Origin of the sequence: Brevundimonas terrae (genome assembly GCF_011761985.1) — a bacterium.
Taxonomy (GTDB): domain Bacteria; phylum Pseudomonadota; class Alphaproteobacteria; order Caulobacterales; family Caulobacteraceae; genus Brevundimonas; species Brevundimonas terrae.
Genome location: NZ_JAASQT010000002.1, coordinates 647495 through 668302, shown reverse-complemented (window position 1 = coordinate 668302; position 20808 = coordinate 647495). Strand labels below are relative to the sequence as shown.

Genomic DNA, 20808 nt, shown 5'->3' with positions numbered 1-20808 from the left:
GAGCCTTAGCGGTAGATCGGGAAGCGATGGGTCAATTCGCGAACCTGAGCCGCCACCGAAGCGATGACAGCCGGATCCGCTTCGTCGCCACCGTTCATCGACGAAACAACGTCGGCGATCCAGTGACCGATCTGACGGAACTCGTCCTCGCCGAAACCACGGGTGGTGCCAGCGGGCGTCCCCAGACGGATACCCGAAGTGATGGTGAACGGTGCAGTGTCGAACGGCACGCCGTTCTTGTTGCAGGTCATCAGAGCCTTTTCGAGCTCACGCTCGGTGGCCTTGCCGGTCACGCCCTTCGGACGCAGATCGACCAACATCATGTGGCTGTCGGTACCGCCGGTGACGATGGCCAGACCGCGCTCGATCAGAACCTCGGCCAGAACCTTGGCGTTCTTCACGACCTGCTGGGCGTAGAGCTTGAACTCCGGCTTCAGGGCTTCACCGAAGGCCACGGCCTTACCGGCAATGACGTGCTCCAGCGGACCGCCTTGCAGACCGGGGAAGACCGAAGAGTTGATCTTCTTGCCCAGTTCCAGATCGTTGGACAGGATCATGCCGCCACGCGGACCGCGCAGGGTCTTGTGGGTGGTGGTGGTGACAATGTGGGCATGCGGCAGCGGGTCAGGATAGGCACCGCCCGCAATCAGGCCCGCATAGTGGGCCATGTCCACCATCAGATAAGCACCGACCGAATCCGCAATCTCGCGGAAACGCTTGAAGTCGATCTGGCGCGCATAGGCCGAGGCACCCGCCAGAATCAGATTGGGCTTTTCGCGCTCTGCCATTTCGGCGACGTTGTCATAGTCGATGGTCTGGTCGTCTTCGCGGACCTTATAGGTCACAGGACGGAACCACTTGCCCGACTGGTTGGCAGGCGAACCGTGGGTCAGGTGACCACCACAGGCCAAATCCATACCGAGGAAGGTGTCACCCGGTTGCAGCAGGGCAAAGAACACAGCCTGGTTTGCCTGTGCGCCCGAGTGCGGCTGGACGTTCACATATTGGCAGTTGAACAGTTTCTTGGCGCGCTCGCGGGCCAAATCCTCGGTGATATCAACGAACTCGCAGCCACCGTAGTAGCGACGGCCCGGATAGCCCTCGGCATATTTGTTCGTCAAAACCGAGCCTTGGGCTTCGAGAACGGCCTTGGAGACGATGTTCTCCGAGGCGATCAATTCGATCTCTTCCTGCTGGCGACCAAGTTCGCCTTGGATACCCTTGAAAATCTCCGGATCGGAATCGGCGAGAGACTGGGTGAAATAAGCGTCGTGGGTAAAGGCGGTCACTGTGGGAATCCCCAAGGCTGAGCGGCTGGTTGGTGCTTCCTTCTAGGCCGTGCCGCCCGTAACCACAACATCTAGTAGGTCAGCGATTTTCCAATGCGCGTTTCAGCTTGGCCACAGCCACGCGCTCGACTGCATTGGGCTCACGCGCTGGGCCCAGAGCCGACACTTCGACGCCTGTTTTCACATGCACCGCCGAGCATTTTAGATAGGCACCGTTGCGAACGAACTCGACGATAATATCGCCGAGTTCAGCATCGCGTTTCATCAGGCCGCAACCGGACGGCGCGCCACGTTGCAGTGGGAGAACAGCTTGTCCATCGCATCGACCAGCTTGTTCATCATGTCGTCGTCATGGTTCGGCGACGGCGTGAAGCGCAGGCGTTCGGTACCCTTGGGCACAGTCGGGTAGTTGATCGGCTGAACATAAATGCCGTAGTCATCCAGCAGCATGTCCGAAATCTTCTTGCAGTGGACCGGATTGCCCACCAGCACCGGCACGATGTGGCTTTCCGACGGCATGACCGGCAGGCCCGCCGCGGCAAAGCGGTCCTTCAGAGCCTGAGCGCGTTCTTGATGCTGCTCGCGCAGTTCGGAATGTTGCTTCAGGTGACGCACCGAGGCCAAGGCACCAGCGGTAAGTGCGGGCGGCAGCGAGGTCGTGAAGATAAAGCCCGAAGCCCAGCTACGAACCGCATCCACGATTACGGCGTCGGCAGCGATATAACCGCCCATCACACCAATGGCCTTGCCCATGGTGCATTCGATAATGTCGATCTGGTCCTGCACACCATCGCGCTCGGCCACACCGGCACCCGTGGCACCATACAGGCCAACCGCATGGACTTCGTCCAGATAGGTCATGGCATTGTATTTGCGCGCCAGAGCAATCGTGCCCTTCAGGTCGGCAATGTCGCCATCCATCGAATAGACAGACTCAAAGGCGATCAGCTTGGGCGCACCGGCAGGTGCTGCCGCCAGCAGTTCTTCGAGATGGGCCAGATCGTTGTGGCGGAAAATATGACGCGGGCCGCCGCCATTACGAATGCCTTCGATCATCGAGGCATGGTTCAGGGCGTCGGAGAAAATGATCAGACCCGGCAGGATTTTTTGCAGGGTCGAAAGGGTCGCCTCGTTGCCGACATAGCCCGAGGTGAACAGCAGCGAAGCTTCTTTCTGGTGCCACGAAGCCAGTTCGGCCTCCAGGTCCACCGCAGAGCGCGTCGTGCCGGAAATATTGCGCGTACCGCCCGCGCCCGCACCGACCGTATCCAGCGCATCATGCATGGCGTCCAGAACCGCCGGATGCTGGCCCATACCCAGATAGTCGTTCGAGCACCAGATCACGACGTCTTGCTCGGTTCCATCCTCGCGACGACGGGTGGCCAAGGGGAATTGGCCACGCACGCGCTTCAGATCAGCAAAGACACGGTAACGGCCCTCGCTACGGACCTGCTCTACAGAGTTTTGAAAAGCGGATTTATAGTCGAACAAAACTGCGTTTCTTTTCTTTATATGGGCTTTAGCTTATTTGGACCCTTGTTAGACGTATGTCCACGCTCGTCGAGGGACAAAATGCCCCAGCCCGACTAGGTGATAATCGTTCGCACACGCACCGACACTTCATACCCACTGGAAACAACTGAAAGTTACGGTTTCATCACGTGTTTTGCGTGATGCGGCGGATTGGTCTAGCACCGCCGTTCGCGTTTCAAGGACTACTGCCATGAGCATCCCTCCCTACCAGCCCGCCGCCTTCCCCTATGCACGTCCGCGCCGTTTGCGCACGGCACCGTGGGTGCGTCGTCTGGTTGCTGAAACCACGCTCACTCCGTCCGACCTGATCTGGCCGATCGTTGTCCATGATGGCGATGAAGACAAAGTCGCCGTCTCGTCCATGCCCGACATGTTCCGCCTGTCTCGCAAAGAAGCGGTTAATGCCGCCCGCGAGGCCCGCGATCTGGGCATCCCGATGATCGCCCTGTTTCCGAACATCTCGAATACGCCCAAGGACAATACCGGCAGCGGCGCAACCGATCCGGACGGCCTGATCCCCGAGACGATCCGCGCCATCAAGGATGCTGTGCCGGAAATCGGCATCATGACCGATGTCGCGCTCGACTGTTACACCGACCACGGCCATGACGGCGTGATGGAAGGCAACAAAATCCTCAACGACGCTTCTATCGAGCGCCTAGAGGAACAGGCTTTCATCCATGCCCATGCCGGTGCCGATGCTGTGGCCCCGTCCGACATGATGGACGGCCGTATTCAAGCCATCCGTAATGCTCTGGAAGCCAATGGCTATTCGGACACGATGATCATTTCTTATGCGGCCAAGTTCGCTTCGGCCTTCTACGGCCCGTATCGCGATGCCGTCGGATCGTCCAAATCGCTGACCGGCGACAAGAAGACCTACCAGATGGACTTTGCGAACACCGAAGAAGCCCTGCGCGAAGTCGCCATCGACATTTCCGAAGGGGCTGACGCCGTCATCGTCAAGCCGGGTCTGGCCTATCTGGACATCGTCCAGCGCGTCACCTCGACCTTTGGTATTCCGACCTTCGCCTATCAGGTGTCCGGTGAATACGCGATGATGCAGGCCGCCATCCAGAATGGCTGGCTGGACGGTGATCGCGTCATTCTGGAAAGCCTGCATGCGTTCAAACGCGCTGGCGCATCCGGCATCATCAGCTATTTCGCGCCGACCGCAGCGCGCCAGATGCAGGGCTGAGTTAAAGGGGGCATCTGCCCCCTCGCCTTTTACTTATGGTCAGATCGTCGGATCGACAGCCTGACCATATTTGCCACGGAAATAGGTCAGGGCATCGCCCGGACGGGTGGCGAAACCGCGCACATGGCCGACAATCACCAGATGGTCGCCCATGACGATCTGCTGGTGCATGTCGCAATCCAGACGTGTCACCGCATTGCGCAGGCATGGCGGTTCGGGGTTTGCAGTCTCGAACTCGTCCTCGCTCAGGCGGGCAACACCCCACGCAAAACGGTCGGACATCTCCTTGTCCTCGACAGGCAGCATATGGACCGCAAAACGGTCTGCGCCTGCAAAGGCATCATGGCGGTCAGACTTGATATCCATGCACCACAGCACCAGCGGCGGGTCCAGTGATACCGAGGTGAACGAGTTCACGGTAATCCCGAGCGGCCCGTCCTTGGTGTGGGCCGTCACAACGCAAACGCCCGTGGCAAAGCCACCCAGCGCGCGGCGATAGGCTTTGGGATCAAAGGCTTCGGTATTTTCAATCAGTCCAGTCACGCCCTCTGACTAGGACTTACCGCCAAGCACAGCAAGTGTGTGCGACACCGCAACCGCTTCTTAACGGCCCGTGTGGCATCAACAGGCTTAAAGACTAAGGTTAAGGTTGCGCATAATGGCATCGAGTGATCGGCCCATTCTGATCAAGAAGGTCAAAAAGGTTCAGGGACACGGCCACCACGGTGGCGCGTGGAAGGTGGCCTATGCCGACTTCGTAACCGCGATGATGGCCTTCTTCCTGCTGATGTGGCTCATCAACACGACCGACCCCGAACAAAAGCGAGGCATTGCCGAATATTTTGCCCCTTCCAGTGTCTCGGCCAGCACCTCCGGTTCGGGTGGGATTCTGGGCGGCACGTCTCTGGGCGACGCCGAAGGGGCCAAGGGTGCCGGTTCCAACTCGGTGATCGAGCAAATGGCACCGCCCGCACCGGATTCCCCCGAAGAAGCCGGACAGTCCTCCGATCTGGCCTCCGCCAGTGAATCGGCTCTTCGTGCCGAGATTGCCCGCCGCGAAGCCGCAGACTTTGCCAGCGCCGCTGAATCCCTGCGCCAAGCCATGCAGACCATGCCGGAACTGGCCGAACTGTCGAAACAGCTGATTATCGACCAGACCCCCGAAGGTCTGCGTATCCAGTTGGTCGATCAGGAAGGACGTTCGATGTTCGAGAATGGCTCCTCGCGCCCCAATCCACGCGCCCAGACCCTGCTGCGTGCCGTGGCCCGCGTCATCAACCAGTTGCCGAACCGTATCACCATATCCGGCCATACCAGCTCTGCCGCCGGTTCCAACCGCGCCAGCGCAGCCGGCGACTGGCCGCTGTCCGCTGCCCGTGCCGATGCTTCGCGTCTGGTCCTGCAGGCTGCCGGTGTGAATATGGACCGCGTCTATTCGGTCAATGGCAAGGCGGGTTCCGATCCGCTGTATCCGGATGATCCCGCACTGGCTGGCAACCGTCGCATTGCCATTGTCCTGCTGCGCGAAGCCCCTGTTTTACCGCGTGATACCAGCCTGTAGACGCAATAAGTCTATGTCCATCCCCTTGCGTAAATCGCGCAAGGGGCGACATATCGCCTTATGATTATGGCCTGTTCCAGTGATCCGGTTTCGCTTCGCCAAAAGGATTTGGCGGTATGACCGAACATGTCCCCACGCGACAGCTACAGTTCTTTGTCACTGCCGAAGCGCCCTGCCCTTATCTGAAGGGCAAGCAAGAACGCAAAGTCTTTACCCATCTGCCGTTTGCCGATGCTGCCAGCGTCAATGACGCCCTGTCACATGCCGGTTTCCGCCGTAGCCAGAACATCGCCTATCGTCCCGCCTGCGAGCAATGTGCGGCCTGTGTCTCGGTACGCATTCCGGTCGATCGCTTTGTCGCCAACCGTACCAATCGCAAGATCATCAATCGCAATGCCGATCTGGACCGCTTCGTCGTCGATCCGGTTGCGACCGATGAGCAATACGACCTGCTGAAAACCTATCTGGCGGCCCGCCACCCCGACGGCGGCATGAACGAGATGAACGGCAGCGACTTTATGACGATGGTCGAGGACAGCACAGTCCGCACCCATATCGTCGAATACCGGCTGCGGGACGGTAACGAAAAGCGCGGCACACTGGTCGGGTTTACACTGGCCGATCTTCTGAATGATGGCCTGTCACTGGTTTACAGCGCCTTCGATCCCGAAATGCCGCACCGCAGCTTGGGGCGCTATGCGGTGCTGGACCACCTGCATCAGGCTCGCACCATCAACCTGCCCTATGTCTATTTGGGCTATTGGGTGCAGGGCTCGCCGACCATGGACTACAAATCGCAGTATCAGCCGCTTGAGGGACTGACCCTGTTTGGTTGGCAGCCGATACAGCCCTAAAAAAGGGGGCTTTCGCCCCCTTTTCTATACTTATCGGAACTTGCGCATACCGCGCGGCCCCTGACGGCCCGCACCGGCACGTTTGCCCAGCCAGTCACGCCAGTCGTCCCACTTGCGTTTGCGGCCACCGCCATCGACCCATTCCGGGCCGGTTTCAGCGTTGAACACAGCCACGTCGGCCAGGCCGCCCTGCTTGAAGTTTTGCAACCGCACGCCCTTGCCACGGCCCATTTCGGGCAGTTCGGCAATCGGGAAGATCAAGGTTTTGATGTTGTCGCCAATGGTCACGATGTGATCGCCGGTCACGCGCATCATGGCCTTCATGTCGCCGTTCAGAACCTGCTTGCCGCCGCGCTTCTGGGCCAGCAAATCATTTTCGGGGGCCACGAAGCCATAGCCCGCCGCCGAAGCCACTAGCAGTTTTGCATCAGGTTCATGCGCCAATACATTGATAATATCGGCTTTTTCATCAAGGTCGATCATCAGTCGTAGCGGCTCACCATGCCCACGACCGGATGCCAGCTTGTCCGCGCCAATGGTGAAGATACGGCCATCCGATGCCCCGATCAGAAGCTTGTCGGTCGTATAGGCCGGCACGAGGAAGCCCAGCTTGTCGCCTTCCTTGAACTTCAGTTCCGACGGATCATCCACCTTGCCCTTGGCCGCACGGATCCATCCACGATCCGACAGGATGACGGTGATGGCCTCGCGAGGAATAAAGGCCTCGGGCGCGACAAAGGCCGAGGAATCCACGGCGTCGGCGATAATGGTGCGACGCGGCGACAGCAGGGCCTTGCGGACAGCCTGAAGCTCCTTGCCGATGGCCTTCCACTGCTTGGCTTCCGACGAGGTCAGAGCCTGAAGAGCGGCCAGTTCTGCGGCCAGTTTGTCGTATTCTTCCTGAATGACCATCTCTTCGAGACGGGCCAGCTGACGCAGGCGCGTATCGAGAATGAAATCGGCCTGAAGCTCCGTCAGCTTGAAATGCGCGATCAGTGCCGCCTTGGGCTGCTCTTCCTCGCGGATGATGCGGATCGCCTCATCCAGATTGAGGAAGACTAGCCGCAGACCTTCCAGCAGGTGCATGCGCTTTTCAATGCGGGCAATGCGCCACTGCGAACGGCGGTTCAGCACCACACGGCGATGGTCGAGGAAGGCCCGCAGGCATTCCTTCAGGCCCATGACACGTGGCGTGCCCGTGGCGTCCAGCACGTTCATATTGATCGGGAAACGCACTTCCAGATCGGAAAGCTTGAACAGGCTTTCCATCAGCATTTCAGGCTCGATGGTGCGCGACTTGGGCTCGAGGATCAGGCGGATATCCTCCGCCGATTCATCGCGCACATCGCCCAACAGCGGGGCCTTTTTATTTTCGATCAAGTCGGCCAGTTGTTCGATCAGCTTGGACTTCTGGACCTGATAGGGAACCTCGGTAATCACCACACGCCAGGTGCCGCGTTCCAGTTCTTCCTTCACCCACTGGGCACGCAGACGCACACCGCCGCGTCCCGTCTCGTAGGCTTCAAGAATGGAGGCCTGGCCTTCAACCGAAACACCGCCCGTCGGGAAGTCCGGCCCCGGTACGATCTGCACCAGATCAGCGGTCGTGGCTTCGGGCCTGTCTATCAGCAGTTGGCACGCATCAATCAGCTCGCCGACATTATGCGGCGGGATCGAGGTGGCCATACCCACCGCAATGCCCGACGACCCGTTAGCCAACAGGTTCGGGAAACCCGCAGGAAGAACCATCGGTTCTTCGTCCTGATCGTCATAGGTCGGACGAAAATCGACCGAGTCCTGATCGATACCTTCCAGCAGCAGCACCGCTGCAGGCGTCAGCTTGCATTCGGTGTAACGCATGGCGGCGGCGCTATCGCCGTCGATATTGCCGAAATTACCCTGACCATCGACCAGCGGATAACGCTGCGCGAAATCCTGCGCCAGACGGACCAGCGCCTCATAAATCGATGCATCGCCGTGCGGGTGATATCCACCCATGACCTCACCCACCACCTTGGCGCATTTACGCGCCGCAGACTGTGGGTTCAGGCGCATCTGGTGCATGGCGTACATGATGCGGCGGTGGACCGGCTTGAAGCCGTCACGCACATCGGGAAGCGCACGGTTGGTAATCGTCGAAAGCGCGTAGGCCAGATAACGGCGCGACAGCGCCTCGGCCATCGGTTCTTCAACGATGCGGCCGCCTTGCGGCGGATTGGTATGGACGGTCATACGAAATCGAATCGAGGATCAGGACGAAGAAGTCTAGCCCACTCTGTAACTAGGCTGGGGGCGAAGCGGAAAAAGTGGTGGCTTTCTTTGCATGCCATGCCGCCAGACGTGCCTGAACATCGGCCATGGTGTCGGCATAGAACAGATTATAGGGCTTGGCTTTGCGGCGATCCGTCCATGATCTGTTCTCGCGGAAGGACTCGGAATTCAACGGCGTATTGCGCAAGAAACCCTCGCGGCACTGGGCCTCGACGACACGGTCGATGAATGCCGGACGCACACCCCATTCCAGACCTGCGGCGTTGGCCGCGCCCAAATGACGGCGGGCCTCGGTTTTCACTTCATCGGACGAGCCGCTGACCGGATTGACGCAGATTATAGGCCGGTTGCCGGATTCAACCAGTTGGCCACGCTCGTCCCAGAAAAGGGCGCGGCGCTGCCTGCGGGGAATGGCTCCTGACTTGCCCTCGTCCACCATGGACCATGCCACCAGACAGCCGCTTTCCTCGCGGCGCGAACAGACCGGCAGGTCAATGGCATCACGCGGGATCATAGCGTCCATCATATAGGCCGCGACCAGACGGTCCCTTAGAGCGGCATCCTTGGCCACACGGTCGCGCAGCAAGCGCGCCAATAGTTCTGCACCCTGCTCTACGCCAACAAGCACAATCGGCCCTTGCGGGTGACGCGCGATCCAGTGATCAAAAGCCGCCTCAATGTCGCGATAGGCAAAGGCCCGCGCTTCACGCGCATCGTCACGCAAGGTCAGACGGCTATACAGGCTGCCCTGTCGGTATTTCGGCACGCTGACGGAGCCAGCCATAGCAAACGGACCTGCGAAGTTCGGCAGGACTATGCGCTCCAGATAGGCATCGGCTTTTTCGTCGCCGATCCGGCCATTCCATTCATGCCCGCCATCAAACGTGGTGGAATGCACGAAGAACACCGCTGCATCTTCAGCGCCCGCAATCTTCACATCGCGCAAAGCCCAGCTATCGGCACGGGCATAATCAGGTGCGTCAGGCGGGGTATAGGTCTGGAACGGAACCTGAGGGTCCAGTGCCGCTCGGACAATATCACCGCGCCACACCACCAAGGCCAAAAGAACCAGAAAAACAATCGCAAATAGCGTCAGTCTAATCCAATGCTTTAAGCTAAGGCGTGATTTTATCACCGATAGGAATCCCCGCTCGACAGGTAGTTCTGGACGTAGCGACGGACGCCTTCTTCAAGCGGCGTCTGCTGGCCATCGTAACCCAGAGCCCGCAAGCGATCCATGCTGGCCTCGGTGAAATACTGGTACCGGTCGCGGATGCTTTCGGGCATGTCGATATAGGAAATCTTGGCTTCCTTACCTGCCGCTGCAAACGTGGCCTTGGCCAGATCAGCAAAGGATCGCGCCTGACCCGAGCCTGCATTAAACACACCGCTCACATCATCACGAAGCAGCAGCCAGTTGATGATCGAGACAATGTCGTCAACAAACACGAAGTCCCTAAGCTGTCCGCCATCGGCATAGTTCGGGTTGTGCGACTTGAACAGGCTGATCGTTTCGTCTGCTGCGACCTTGGGCCAGATTTGAGCGACGACAGACTTCATCGAGCCTTTGTGGCCTTCATTCGGACCATAGACATTGAAGAATTTCAGACCGGCCCACTGCGGTGGTGCCTGATCGCGATCGGCTTGACGCACCGCATACTGGTCAAACAGATATTTTGAGTAACCATAGGCATTTAAAGGGCGAAGCGCATTCAAGCTCTCAGGATCATCGCGATCCTCGAAGCCCTGCTCGCCGTCGCCATAGGTCGCCGCCGACGACGCATAGAGCATCCGCACATTGCGAATGGAGCACCAGTCCCAGATATCACGCGACAGGCTGAAATTGGTGCGGATAATCAGGTCTGCGTCCGCCTCGGTCGTCGAGGAGATCGCCCCCATGTGAATGACGGCCTCGATCTGATCCGCGTGGCGTTCCAGTTGCTCGAACAGCTCTTCGGGCTGCCAGAAGTCGGCAATCGGGTGCTTGGCGATGTTCTTCCACTTGCCAAGGTCCGCCGTTTCCAGACGGTCGCACACCACCACGTCCCATGCCTGTGTTTCACACAGATGGGCCACGATGTTGGAGCCAATAAAGCCCGCTCCACCCGTCACAACAATCATACGCGGGGTCATCAGGCCTTGTCCGTCTTTGCAGTCATTTTTTCGATGGTCTTGGTGGTGGAATAGCCGTCCTCGAAACTGGCAAGGCGTACTTCACCGCCCCAGCTTTCGACCTCGGCAGCTCCGACCACCTGTTCTTTGGTGTAATCCGAACCCTTGATCAGCACATCGGGTCGCAGACGCTTGATCGCGGCAAGTGGCGTATCATCACTAAAGAAGGTCACTGCATCCACGCTGGCCAAGGCGCCGATCACGCTGGCGCGGCTTTCCAGATTATTGACCGGACGGCTGGGCCCCTTGAGCGCGCTAACGGATGCATCGGTATTCAGTGCCACCACCAACCGGTCGCACCAGCGACGCGCCTGCGCCAGATAGGTGACGTGACCACGATGCAGGATATCGAAACAGCCATTGGTAAACCCGACCTTCAGGCCATCAGTCTGCCAACGGGCGACGGTTTCAGCCAGATCATCGACTGCCACCACATCGCCCATCAGCGGACGACCAACCTCGTCTTCTTCGGCATCGATCAGTTCTTGTGGCGTGACGATAGCGGTCCCCGCCTTGCCTACAACGACACCCGAAGCCAGCAATGCAAACTGGACCGCCTGTCCCAGCGTCAGACCTGCGGCAAGCGCCAGTCCCAGTGCCGCAAGGCTGGTATCACCGGCACCCGACACGTCGAACACTTCGCGCGCACGGCCCGGATAGTGCTGAACCTCGCCACCGCGCTGGATCAGGCTCATACCCTTGCCTGCACGGGTGACGACCACGGCCTTCACCGTCGTTTTATCCAACAGTGCCGCCAGTGCCGCCTCGACCTCTTCGTCGGTCCCCGTCGGCATGCCCGTGGCAGCGGCCAGTTCACTGGCGTTCGGCTTGACCACGTCCGCTGCGCCATAGCGGGCAAAATCGGTTCCCTTGGGATCAACGATCACCGGCGCGCCATATTGACGACCGGCCCACAGCGCGGCCTCGATCAAGTCGCTATCGACAACGCCTTTGGAATAATCCGAGACCAGAATGGCCTTGGCGTGGTCAAAAACGCTCTTGTCCCGATAGGCAGGGCTGAGGCCCACTTCATCGTCCAGACGCAGCAGTTGCTGGCCCGAAGAGACAAAGCGGGTTTTCACGATCGTATGGGCATCATCCGGTCGCTGGATCTTGTCCTCGATACGGGTATCGGCATCAATCAGCGCCGCCAGTTCATCACCGGCGCGATCCTGTCCCGTCACAGCGCCAAGACGCGAGACAGCTCCCAATGCCGCAATATTACGTGCCACATTGCCCACACCGCCCGGCATAGACACCGTGCGGCGGGCCTTCAGCACCGGGATCGGTGCCTCGGGAGAAATGCGGTTCACCTCGCCATAGACGAAGTGGTCCAGCATCAGGTCGCCCACACAGGCGACCTTGATGCTTTTGATCCGCTCCAGAAGATTGCGGAGCTCAGCGAGATCGAAAGAACGTTCAGCCATAATGCTGAGCTACCGGATTCAGGCCGATCAGGCCACTGGTCCCTTTGCACCAATCTTGATCGCCAGATCATCGAAAGCGATCAGTTCGGCAGCCAGAGCCTCGAACTTGTCCAGCGGAACCATGTTCGGACCGTCCGACGGCGCATTGTCGGGGTCTTGGTGGGTTTCCATGAAGACAGCATCCACACCGACCGCCACAGCAGCACGGCCCAGAACCGGCACGAACTGGCGTTGACCACCCGAAGACGTGCCCTGACCACCCGGCTGTTGCACGCTGTGGGTCGCATCGAACACAACGGGGCAACCAATGGAGCGCAGTTCCGGCAGGGCGCGCATGTCGCTGACGAGGGTGTTGTAGCCGAACGAAGCGCCACGCTCGCAGGCCATGACGTTCAGATTGCCCGCGCCGGTGATCTTGGCGATGACGTTCTTCATGTCCCAAGGCGCGAGGAACTGGCCCTTCTTGACGTTGATGGCCTTGCCAGTGGCTGCTGCGGCCAGCAGCAGATCGGTCTGGCGGCACAGGAAGGCCGGAATCTGCAACACGTCCACGACTTCGCCCACCGGACCGCACTGGGCCTCGGAGTGGACGTCGGTCAGGGTCGGCAAGCCATAGGTTTCACGCACTTCGGCAAAGATCGGCATTGCGTCTTTCAGGCCGATACCGCGTGCGGCATTGGCGCTGGTGCGGTTCGCCTTGTCGAAGCTGGTCTTGTAGATGATGCCGACATTCAGGCGGTCACCGATTTCCTTCAGCTGGTGCGCGGTTTCCAGCGCATGCTGGCGGCTTTCCATCTGGCACGGGCCAGCGATGAAAGCGATCCGGTTACCACCGCCGATGATGACCGGCTTGGCCAGACCTTGGGAGAGTTCGATGACAGCGTTAGGAAGGGTCACAGCAGAGCTTTCAAACTAATAGGCGGGCGCGACTCAACACCCTGATTCTGAAACATCAGGTGGCGTCTGATGCGGTTAAACGCAAGATACCATGCCACTATCCGGCCTGACCACACCCTGCGTTTAACCCCTAGATGTGATAGAAAGAACGCATGACAAACCCTGCCTCCCCCATGATTTCGACAGAAGAACTAGCTGCGCTTCTGGATCGCGGCGCGCTGAAACTGGTGGATGGCAGTTGGTGGCTGGATGGCCGCGATGCCTATGCAGATTACAAGGTCGAACATATCGATGGTGCGATATTCCTCGATCTGGAACAGATATCCGCACCCGATTCACCCTTGCCCCACACCCTGCCCTCGCCCGACCATTTTGCCACGGTCGTTGGCAAGGCGGGCATCAGCCGTAACGACACCATCGTCGTGTATGACGCGCAGGGCCTGTTTTCGGCAGCGCGCTTCTGGTGGATGTTCAAGCTGTATGGGGCAAACCATGTCCGCATACTGGATGGCGGATTGCCCAAGTGGAAGGCCGAGGGACGGCCAACCGTATCCGGCCCTGCCGGAACACCCGACGCCGTGATCTTTGACGCCGTATTCAATGAGGACCCTGTGTCCTCTCTGGATGACGTCAAAACCGCGCTAGGCAGCACAACCCAGATTCTTGATGCGCGTGGCAGCGCCCGCTTTAACGGCAGTATGCCCGAACCGCGCGCCGGCGTCCGAAGCGGCCACATGCCCGGTGCTTTTAACCTGCCGTTCGGACAGCTTCTCAATCCCGACGGCACAATAAAAAACGGCCCCGAATTGGAGGCCGCTTTCCGGTCAGTTGGACTGGATATGAATCGCCCCGTTATCACCACATGTGGTTCGGGCGTTACGGCTGCCATTCTGACGCTGGGCCTGACCCTGCTGGGCAAGTCCTCGCGGCTTTATGACGGCTCGTGGAGTGAATGGGGGAGTCGTACCGACACCCCCATCCAGCCCTGATACTCAACCAACCGATGGCCTGACATCGCCTTCATCATAGCCGGTATCTTCCTCGCCCCGCGACACCACCGTTGCGACGACCAGATCCCCCGTGACGTTCAGCGTGGTCCGGCACATATCAAGGAAGCGATCGACACCAAGGATCAGGCCGATCCCCTCGACCGGCACGCCAACAATGCCGAGGATCATCGCCACCACCGGCAAAGAACCGCCAGGTACGCCCGCCGTCCCCACGCCACCCAGAATACAGATCAGCATCACGACGAACTGTTGGGTCAGTGTCAGATCAACGCCGAAGAACTGGGCGAGGAATAGTACCGTCACCCCCTCGAACAAAGCCGTACCGTTCTGGTTTGCCGTCGCGCCGACCGTCAGGACAAAGCGGGCAATCTTGCGCGGCAGACCCAGTTCCTGTTCGGCAACGCGCAAAGACACCGGCAAGGACGCATTGGACGAGGCCGTCGAAAACGACACCACCATCGCCTCGCGGATGCTGGAAAAGAACTTGATCGGCGACATGCCGCCCATGGTCCAGACCAGCAGCGGATAGACCACGAACATGTGGATTGCCATGGCCCCGACCGCCACGCCGACAAACGCCGCCAGACGCACCAGAAGGTCCAGACCGAACAGTGCCGACAGGTTGAACATCAGGCAGGCAATCGCATACGGAGCCAGTTTGATGACGAGGCCGATCAGCTTCATCATCACTTCGAACAGACCTTCGAGCGATTTCAGCATGTGATCGGTGGCGCTGTTACGCACCATCACCACACCGACACCGAACAACAGGGCAAAGACCATGACCGGCAGAATGTCGTTGTCGGCGGCCGCCTTGAACACATTGCTCGGGATCAACTCGACGAAGAAGTTGGTACCAGAAGTACCGGATTTTGCATTTTCGACAATGCTGGCAGCCCCCGCCTTGCCCTGCTCCAGCAGTTGCGCCGCCACGGTCGGATCAACACCGGCCCCCGGACGGAACAGGTTCACCATCACCAGACCGATAACCACCGCAATGGTCGATACTAAAACGGTGAACAACAGGCTCTTGATACCGGCGCGGCCCAGAACCTTGAGGTCGCCCATTTCCGCCACGCCGACAACCAATGCCGAGAACAGCAAGGGTAATACCAGCATGAAGAGCAGTCGCAGGAATATCTGGCCGATTGGGCCTGTGACATTTTGAGTGACCTGCTGGACCCAGTAGTGATCGCCCCCAATCGTCGCATTGACGATCAGTCCGCCAGTTAGCCCCACTGCAAAGCCGATCAACATCAACACATGCAGCGGCAAACCGCGTTTTTCTACCTGATCCATAGATCCCCCTCTCCTTCGGTTTGGCCCCCTAACGAATAGGCAGGCCGTAGATCAAACCACTCTCCGGTGCGTTCCACTGGGCATTCAATCCGCGCTCTAGACCCAGAGCAGACTGACGCCCGATATTGCGTTCAAAAATCTCGCCGTAATTGCCGCTCGCAGCCACGGCATCGCGCGCCCATTCGCGGCTCAAGCCCAGACGCGGGCCGAATTCCCCCTCATAGCCAAGCAGGCGCTGTACATCGGCCGAGCCTTCGCCCTCTTTGATGCGCATCACACTGTCTTGGGTCAGGCCCAGCTCTTCAGCTGAAATCAGGGCGTTCAACACCCAGCGAATAACATTGGCCCAGCGCTCGTCGCCCGCGCGTACCACCGGTCCCAGCGCTTCCTTGGAGATCACCTCGGGCAAGAGAACATGCTGCCTCGGGTCGGTCATCAAACTGCGGGCCGCCGCCAGTGCGGACACATCTCCCGTCAGCGCATCACACCCTTCGCGCAGGTAGGTTTGGCGAGCCTCCTCCTCGGTCGGCAGGATCACAGGCCGGACCTCGATCTGGCGCGTACGGAAGAAATCTTCGGCATTCAGTTCGTTGGTCGAATTGGCATGAACGCACACACGCGCGCCGTTCAACTCGGTCGCACTGGACAGGTTCAGCGAGCGCCGGACCAGAAAACCCTGCCCGTCATAATAGTTGATCCCCGCAAACGTCAGTTCGCCGCTGGAATCACGGCTCATCGTCCACGAGGTATTGCGCCACAACACATCCACCCGACCTTCGGACAGGTACTGGAAACGCTGGGCGGCGGTCAGCGGGACAAAGCGGACAGCATCGGGATCGCCGAACAATGCCGCAGCCGTGGCCCGACAAAAATCAACATCGAAACCACGCCAGTTACCCTTATTGTCCGTGTAGGCAAACCCGACCAAGCCTTCATGTACACCGCACAACAGATGGCCGCGTTGAAGCACCCTTGCCAGTGTCGGGCTGCTCATCTCGATTTCGGTCAGGTTGGTCGCCGCAGCGGGAGGCTGGGTGTCGGCTTTGTTGCGGTCATCACCAGAACGTTGACAACCGGCCAAGGTCAAGCTGACTGCCAAACCTACCAAGGCAATCCGCATTCCGACGGCCAATCCCATGCCTGAATCTCCATACACGTCTTGCGCCCCGCACCCTTTAGACCCCTGTATGCCCTTGGCCGCAACCCGAGATAACCATGAGCGACGATTCAACTCCCCCTAAAGCGCTAGCGACGCGTCTGATCTCCCCCGCCACCCAGCGCGGCAAGGGACGTCGCCCCGTCAACCCGCCCATCGAGCGGGCGTCGACCATGCTCAGCGACGATCCGGCCCAGATGACCAGTTCGCGCGATGGTCCGGTTTACGGTCTCGAAGGTGGCTCGGCCGCGCGACAACTTCGCAGCATTCTGGCCGACATGGAGGGCGCGCATGACAGCCTGATCGTGCCGTCCGGTCTGGCTGCCGTGACCGTTCCGCTGACAGCCATTTTGCGTGCCGGTGATGAAGTGATGTGTACGGATGCCGTATATGGCCCCACCCGCCGTTTCCTGACCCGCCATATGTTCGAGCGTGGCATTCAGACACGCTTTCACCCTGCCGATGCCTCAACCGATGCCATCATCGACAGCCTCGGCGACAATACCCGCGTGCTGCTGATCGAAGCGCCCGGTTCCCTGACTTTTGAAATGGTGGACATGGCCACACTGGCCCGTGCCTGTAAGGAACGCGGCATCATCACGATTGTCGATAATACATGGGGTGCAGGGCTGGCCTATCGCCCGCTGGAACACGGCATAGACATCAGCGTGCAAGCTCTAACCAAGTATGTCGGTGGGCATTCCGATATCCTGATGGGCGCAATCTCGGTTGCGACCAAGGCTATGGCCGATACGATATTCGAGACCATTGACGATAATGGCTGGCATGTGTCGCCCGATGACGCATGGCTGGCCTTGCGCGGTATTCGCACCCTGCCCTTGCGATACCGCAGCCAGTTCCAGTCAGCGATGAAAGTCGTGCAGTGGCTAGAACAGCAACCGCAAGTCTCGCGCGTGCTATATCCACCCCTCCCGTCCTTCACGCACCATGAGCTGTGGAACAGTCAGTTTGACGGTGCCGCCTCGCTATTCGGTGTGGTTATGAAGGGCGGCAGCCGTGCGGACGCACACCGCCTGATGTCGGGCCTCAGCCTGTTCGGCATGGGCTATTCGTGGGGTGGCTTCGAGAGCCTCGTCACATACGAAACGCCGCAACTGGAACAACGCCTGCACCAAGCCGACCTGGAAGGGCAACTTATGCGCTTTCACATTGGCCTAGAGGACACAGATGACCTGATCGCCGATCTTCATCGTGGACTAAGTGCCTGGCCGACCTAAAGCCGCCTTGCCGCCTGTAGGGTCGGGGCGCACACTGATGCGTCCCGATTCCCCGCCACAGAAGTCTCGATGCCCAGTTTCTATGAATTTTTTGCTGGCGGCGGCATGGTGCGTCAGGGGCTGGGTGCAGGCTGGGACTGCACTTTTGCCAATGATTTCGACGCCAAAAAGGGTTTCTCTTATCAGGCCAACTGGGGCACCGGCGGCGAGCTGAATGTCGGGGACATCCGTAATCTGACATCCGGTGATTTGCCCGGTCACGCGGACATGTGCTGGGGCAGCTTCCCCTGTCAGGACCTGTCGCTGGCAGGATGGGGCAAAGGACTGGCCGGAGAGCGCTCCGGCACCTTCCACACGTTTTGGGCCCTTATCGAGCAACTAAAATCCGAAGGCCGTGCGCCGCCGGTTGTTGCGGTCGAGAATGTCTGTGGCGCGCTGACCTCGCGTGGCGGGGCCGACTTTGTTCGCATCTGTACGACCTTTGCCGAGGCGGGCTATCGGTTTGGCGCTCTGGTTATCAATGCAGACCAGTTCGTGCCCCAGTCCCGCCCGCGCCTGTTTGTGATCGGTATTGCCGACAGCATTACCATCAGTGACGAACTGATATCACCCGAGCCGTTTGCGCCCTTCCACACAGCCCCCCTGCGCCGCGCAGCCATGGCCCTGCCGGAAGATGTGCGCGCCAAAATGCTGTGGTGGAACCTGCCAACCCCGCCGCGACGGCCTCTGGATTTTGTCGACATCATCGAAGAGCGGCCCAAGGGCGTGGAATGGCATTCCATGGATGAAACCCGCGCACTTCTGGCCAAGATGTCCGACGTTAATCTCGCCAAGGTCACAGCCGCCAAACGCTCTGGCCGACGCATGGTTGGCGGCATCTACAAGCGCACGCGCCGTCTGGCCGACGGCACCAAGGTTCAACGTGCCGAAGTGCGCTTTGACGATGTGGCGGGATGTTTGAGAACCCCTTCGGGCGGCTCCAGTCGTCAGATCATCATGGTGGTGGATGGGCGTCGTATCCGCTCGCGCTTGATCTCGCCGCGCGAGACGGCACGTCTGATGGGACTAGATGACCAGTATCGCCTGCCCAAAAACTATAATGATGCCTATCACCTGACCGGAGACGGCGTGGCCGTTCCCGTCGTCAGCCACCTTGCCCGATATCTGTTCGAGCCGCTTCTGATGATGCAGCAGGATAACGAACAGAAAAAACCCGGCACGAGAAGCGCCGGGTAAAAGTATTCGGTGGTGGTGGGTGCTCTCGAAATTCAGAGAACGTCCCTAGTTCTATCTGTTTTGGTTAACAAAAGATTAACGGTAAATATTTCATTACCAAACAGCTATCTATCGACAGGCAACCATGTGGATTGCACAGCCTTGTCCCCGATTTTTCGCGTAATGCGCCAGCCATCGGAAACAAACTCGACACCTGATTCCACCGCCCCAAGTCCGGGATAATGATAGGCCTTGTCGTCTAGCTGGATCAGCGCAGCCCCCGTTCCCGCGGGCAAGACAACCGCCCAATGTCCTAGCCCGTCGAGCTCGACCGGCATAGGCTGCCCGTTCACCAACAGCTTCGGGATCGCGGTTGTCGATGCGTGCCCGGACACAATCAGCATAGCCCCGTCACTATCGACAGCTTCCAGAGCGTTATTATGCGCCAACCGGTAACTGGCCTCGCCATCCGTTAGCGTCACTGCCACCGGATGCTCACCGGGCCTCAGAAAAACCAGCCCTTGTCCGTCGATAAATTCCTGACCAACCTGCGATCGCGGTTTCAGATACAATCCTTGGTCGGGGACGTTCAGTTCGATTTCAAAACTGCCGCTCGGCTTGGCATTGACGGCATAAACACGGCCACTAGGGTCCGCCAGAACAACTCGTCCGTTAGGCTCTGCCTCGCCATCAAGGCGAATAGAATTTCCATTCCAGGTCGCATTTTCCAGCGACGGAGGCCGCACCCATTCCGTGCCCGAGATGCTCTGATCGATCTTGGTTTGGTCCGCAGGCTTGCATGCCGACAAGGCGAATATCGACAGAACCGCAGCACAGGTCAAAGTTTTGGCGACCCGACAAGGTTTCATCTTCACTCATCCCCCAGATTCTCTGCTAGATAAGTCCATGCCCGTTTCAAGGCGTATTGTCTCCCCTTCCCCCACAGCCAGAGCTGCCATGACTGAACTGAAATCCACTGTCGCGCCTTATGAAGGCCAATCGGTTTGCCTGTTCTGCGCCTCTTCGGACGGCAATGATCCTGCCTATCTCGAATCCGGTCGCGCATTCGGACAACAGACGGCACAGGCGGGCTGGCGACTGGTTTATGGCGGCGGCGGCGTTGGCCTGATGGGCGCATCGGCACGCGCAGCCCACGCAGAGGGCGGTCGCGTGGTGGGCATCATGCCGCGCTTCCTACGCAGCCGCGAACGCCTGTTCGACGAGGTCGAAACCGTGATCGTGGAATCCATGCATCAGCGCAAACAGATGATGTATGACGAGTCCGACGTGTTTGTCGTGGCGCCGGGCGGCGTAGGCACGCTGGAAGAAGTCATCGAGCTTCTGTCGTGGAAACGCCTCGACCTGCACGCAAAGCCGGTCATCTTCCTCAACATTCTCGGTTTCTGGGACAGCCTGTTCACCCTTCTGGAAGAGACCGTGAAAGCAGGCATGACGCCCGCCTCCTTCCTCGAAGCCTATACGGTTGCGACTTCCGTCGAAGAAGCGATCAAAATGATGCAGGAATCCGAATCAACGCCCCACGTCCGCCACGATCCCCGATAAAGTGCGACAAAGTGAACGCCGTTAACAAATCAGCGTTCACCTATGTTGACAGTCTCCAAAAACAACGCACATAACTCCCCTTTCTGTTGCGTGTCCTCCCCGGTTTTTGGTTCAGGAGATCTACC

Annotated in this window: 19 protein-coding genes; 7 read left to right on the top strand and 12 right to left on the bottom strand. The window is 59.2% G+C overall.

Features of this window, described 5'->3' with window-relative positions; all coding sequences use genetic code 11:
* Window positions 1-5: 5 nt before the first annotated feature.
* The 3 genes from glyA to hemA all read right to left on the bottom strand — a co-directional run bounded on the left by glyA (window position 6) and on the right by hemA (window position 2780).
* Complete coding sequence (gene glyA / locus FHS64_RS07940) at window positions 6-1289, bottom strand: serine hydroxymethyltransferase (protein WP_167177464.1); 1284 nt, start codon at window positions 1287-1289, stop codon at window positions 6-8.
* Window positions 1290-1368: 79 nt separating this feature from the next.
* Complete coding sequence (locus FHS64_RS07935) at window positions 1369-1554, bottom strand: DUF6898 family protein (RefSeq protein ID WP_167177462.1); 186 nt, start codon at window positions 1552-1554, stop codon at window positions 1369-1371.
* Complete coding sequence (gene hemA / locus FHS64_RS07930) at window positions 1554-2780, bottom strand: 5-aminolevulinate synthase (RefSeq protein WP_167177461.1); 1227 nt, start codon at window positions 2778-2780, stop codon at window positions 1554-1556. The genes FHS64_RS07935 and hemA overlap by 1 nt, the downstream gene beginning before the upstream one ends.
* Window positions 2781-3012: 232 nt before the next feature.
* Between hemA and hemB the strand changes: the two genes are divergently transcribed.
* Window positions 3013-4020: a porphobilinogen synthase gene (gene hemB, locus FHS64_RS07925; RefSeq protein ID WP_167177459.1), complete on the top strand. Its 1008-nt coding sequence runs from the start codon at window positions 3013-3015 to the stop codon at window positions 4018-4020.
* A 39-nt stretch (window positions 4021-4059) separates the two neighbouring features.
* Here the strand turns inward: hemB and FHS64_RS07920 are convergent, their stop codons facing one another.
* Window positions 4060-4563: a flavin reductase gene (locus FHS64_RS07920; RefSeq protein WP_167177457.1), complete on the bottom strand. Its 504-nt coding sequence runs from the start codon at window positions 4561-4563 to the stop codon at window positions 4060-4062.
* Window positions 4564-4678: 115 nt separating this feature from the next.
* On the opposite strand from FHS64_RS07920, the gene FHS64_RS07915 reads away from it, so the two are divergent.
* Together FHS64_RS07915 and FHS64_RS07910 are read left to right on the top strand one after the other, a co-directional pair.
* Entirely contained in the window at window positions 4679-5581 is a 903-nt protein-coding gene (locus FHS64_RS07915) for a flagellar motor protein MotB (RefSeq protein WP_167177455.1), read from the top strand.
* Window positions 5582-5697: 116 nt separating this feature from the next.
* Entirely contained in the window at window positions 5698-6435 is a 738-nt protein-coding gene (locus tag FHS64_RS07910) for an arginyltransferase (protein ID WP_167177453.1), read from the top strand.
* Window positions 6436-6465: 30 nt separating this feature from the next.
* On the opposite strand, the gene parC is transcribed toward FHS64_RS07910, so the two are convergent.
* From parC to kdsA, 5 genes are all read right to left on the bottom strand, one after another.
* Complete coding sequence (parC, locus tag FHS64_RS07905) at window positions 6466-8667, bottom strand: DNA topoisomerase IV subunit A (protein WP_167177451.1); 2202 nt, start codon at window positions 8665-8667, stop codon at window positions 6466-6468.
* A 49-nt stretch (window positions 8668-8716) separates the two neighbouring features.
* Window positions 8717-9757: a DUF3089 domain-containing protein gene (locus FHS64_RS07900; RefSeq protein ID WP_341771112.1), complete on the bottom strand. Its 1041-nt coding sequence runs from the start codon at window positions 9755-9757 to the stop codon at window positions 8717-8719.
* An 80-nt stretch (window positions 9758-9837) separates the two neighbouring features.
* A complete protein-coding gene (gene rfaD, locus FHS64_RS07895) occupies window positions 9838-10839 on the bottom strand; it encodes an ADP-glyceromanno-heptose 6-epimerase (protein WP_243862858.1) in 1002 nt (333 codons plus the stop codon).
* Window positions 10839-12305 (bottom strand): D-glycero-beta-D-manno-heptose 1-phosphate adenylyltransferase, encoded by a 1467-nt coding sequence (gene rfaE2, locus FHS64_RS07890; protein ID WP_167177449.1) that lies wholly within the window; start codon window positions 12303-12305, stop codon window positions 10839-10841. The genes rfaD and rfaE2 overlap by 1 nt, the downstream gene beginning before the upstream one ends.
* A gap of 27 nt (window positions 12306-12332) precedes the next feature.
* A complete protein-coding gene (gene kdsA / locus FHS64_RS07885; RefSeq protein ID WP_167177447.1) occupies window positions 12333-13202 on the bottom strand; it encodes a 3-deoxy-8-phosphooctulonate synthase in 870 nt (289 codons plus the stop codon).
* A gap of 152 nt (window positions 13203-13354) precedes the next feature.
* On the opposite strand from kdsA, the gene sseA reads away from it, so the two are divergent.
* Window positions 13355-14191, top strand: a complete 837-nt coding sequence (gene sseA, locus FHS64_RS07880) for a 3-mercaptopyruvate sulfurtransferase (RefSeq protein WP_167177445.1) — start codon at window positions 13355-13357, stop codon at window positions 14189-14191.
* 3 nt (window positions 14192-14194) lie between these two features.
* Here the strand turns inward: sseA and FHS64_RS07875 are convergent, their stop codons facing one another.
* Both FHS64_RS07875 and FHS64_RS07870 read right to left on the bottom strand, forming a co-directional pair.
* On the bottom strand, window positions 14195-15511 hold the full coding sequence (locus tag FHS64_RS07875; RefSeq protein ID WP_167177443.1) for a dicarboxylate/amino acid:cation symporter: 1317 nt from the start codon (window positions 15509-15511) through the stop codon (window positions 14195-14197).
* A 28-nt stretch (window positions 15512-15539) separates the two neighbouring features.
* Window positions 15540-16592: an amino acid ABC transporter substrate-binding protein gene (locus FHS64_RS07870; RefSeq protein WP_243862857.1), complete on the bottom strand. Its 1053-nt coding sequence runs from the start codon at window positions 16590-16592 to the stop codon at window positions 15540-15542.
* A 134-nt stretch (window positions 16593-16726) separates the two neighbouring features.
* On the opposite strand from FHS64_RS07870, the gene metC reads away from it, so the two are divergent.
* Window positions 16727-17905, top strand: coding sequence for a cystathionine beta-lyase (metC, locus tag FHS64_RS07865; RefSeq protein WP_167177441.1), 1179 nt, complete (start codon window positions 16727-16729; stop codon window positions 17903-17905).
* Window positions 17906-17974: 69 nt separating this feature from the next.
* Window positions 17975-19141 carry a DNA cytosine methyltransferase gene (locus FHS64_RS07860; RefSeq protein WP_167177439.1) on the top strand — a complete coding sequence of 389 codons (1167 nt, stop codon included), beginning with the start codon at window positions 17975-17977 and terminating at the stop codon, window positions 19139-19141.
* 104 nt (window positions 19142-19245) lie between these two features.
* On the opposite strand, the gene FHS64_RS07855 is transcribed toward FHS64_RS07860, so the two are convergent.
* Window positions 19246-19995 carry a hypothetical protein gene (locus tag FHS64_RS07855; protein WP_167177437.1) on the bottom strand — a complete coding sequence of 250 codons (750 nt, stop codon included), beginning with the start codon at window positions 19993-19995 and terminating at the stop codon, window positions 19246-19248.
* 82 nt (window positions 19996-20077) lie between these two features.
* Here FHS64_RS07855 and FHS64_RS07850 point away from each other — a divergent pair, with 82 nt between their 5' ends.
* A complete protein-coding gene (locus tag FHS64_RS07850) occupies window positions 20078-20683 on the top strand; it encodes an LOG family protein (protein ID WP_167177435.1) in 606 nt (201 codons plus the stop codon).
* Window positions 20684-20808 lie beyond the last annotated feature (125 nt).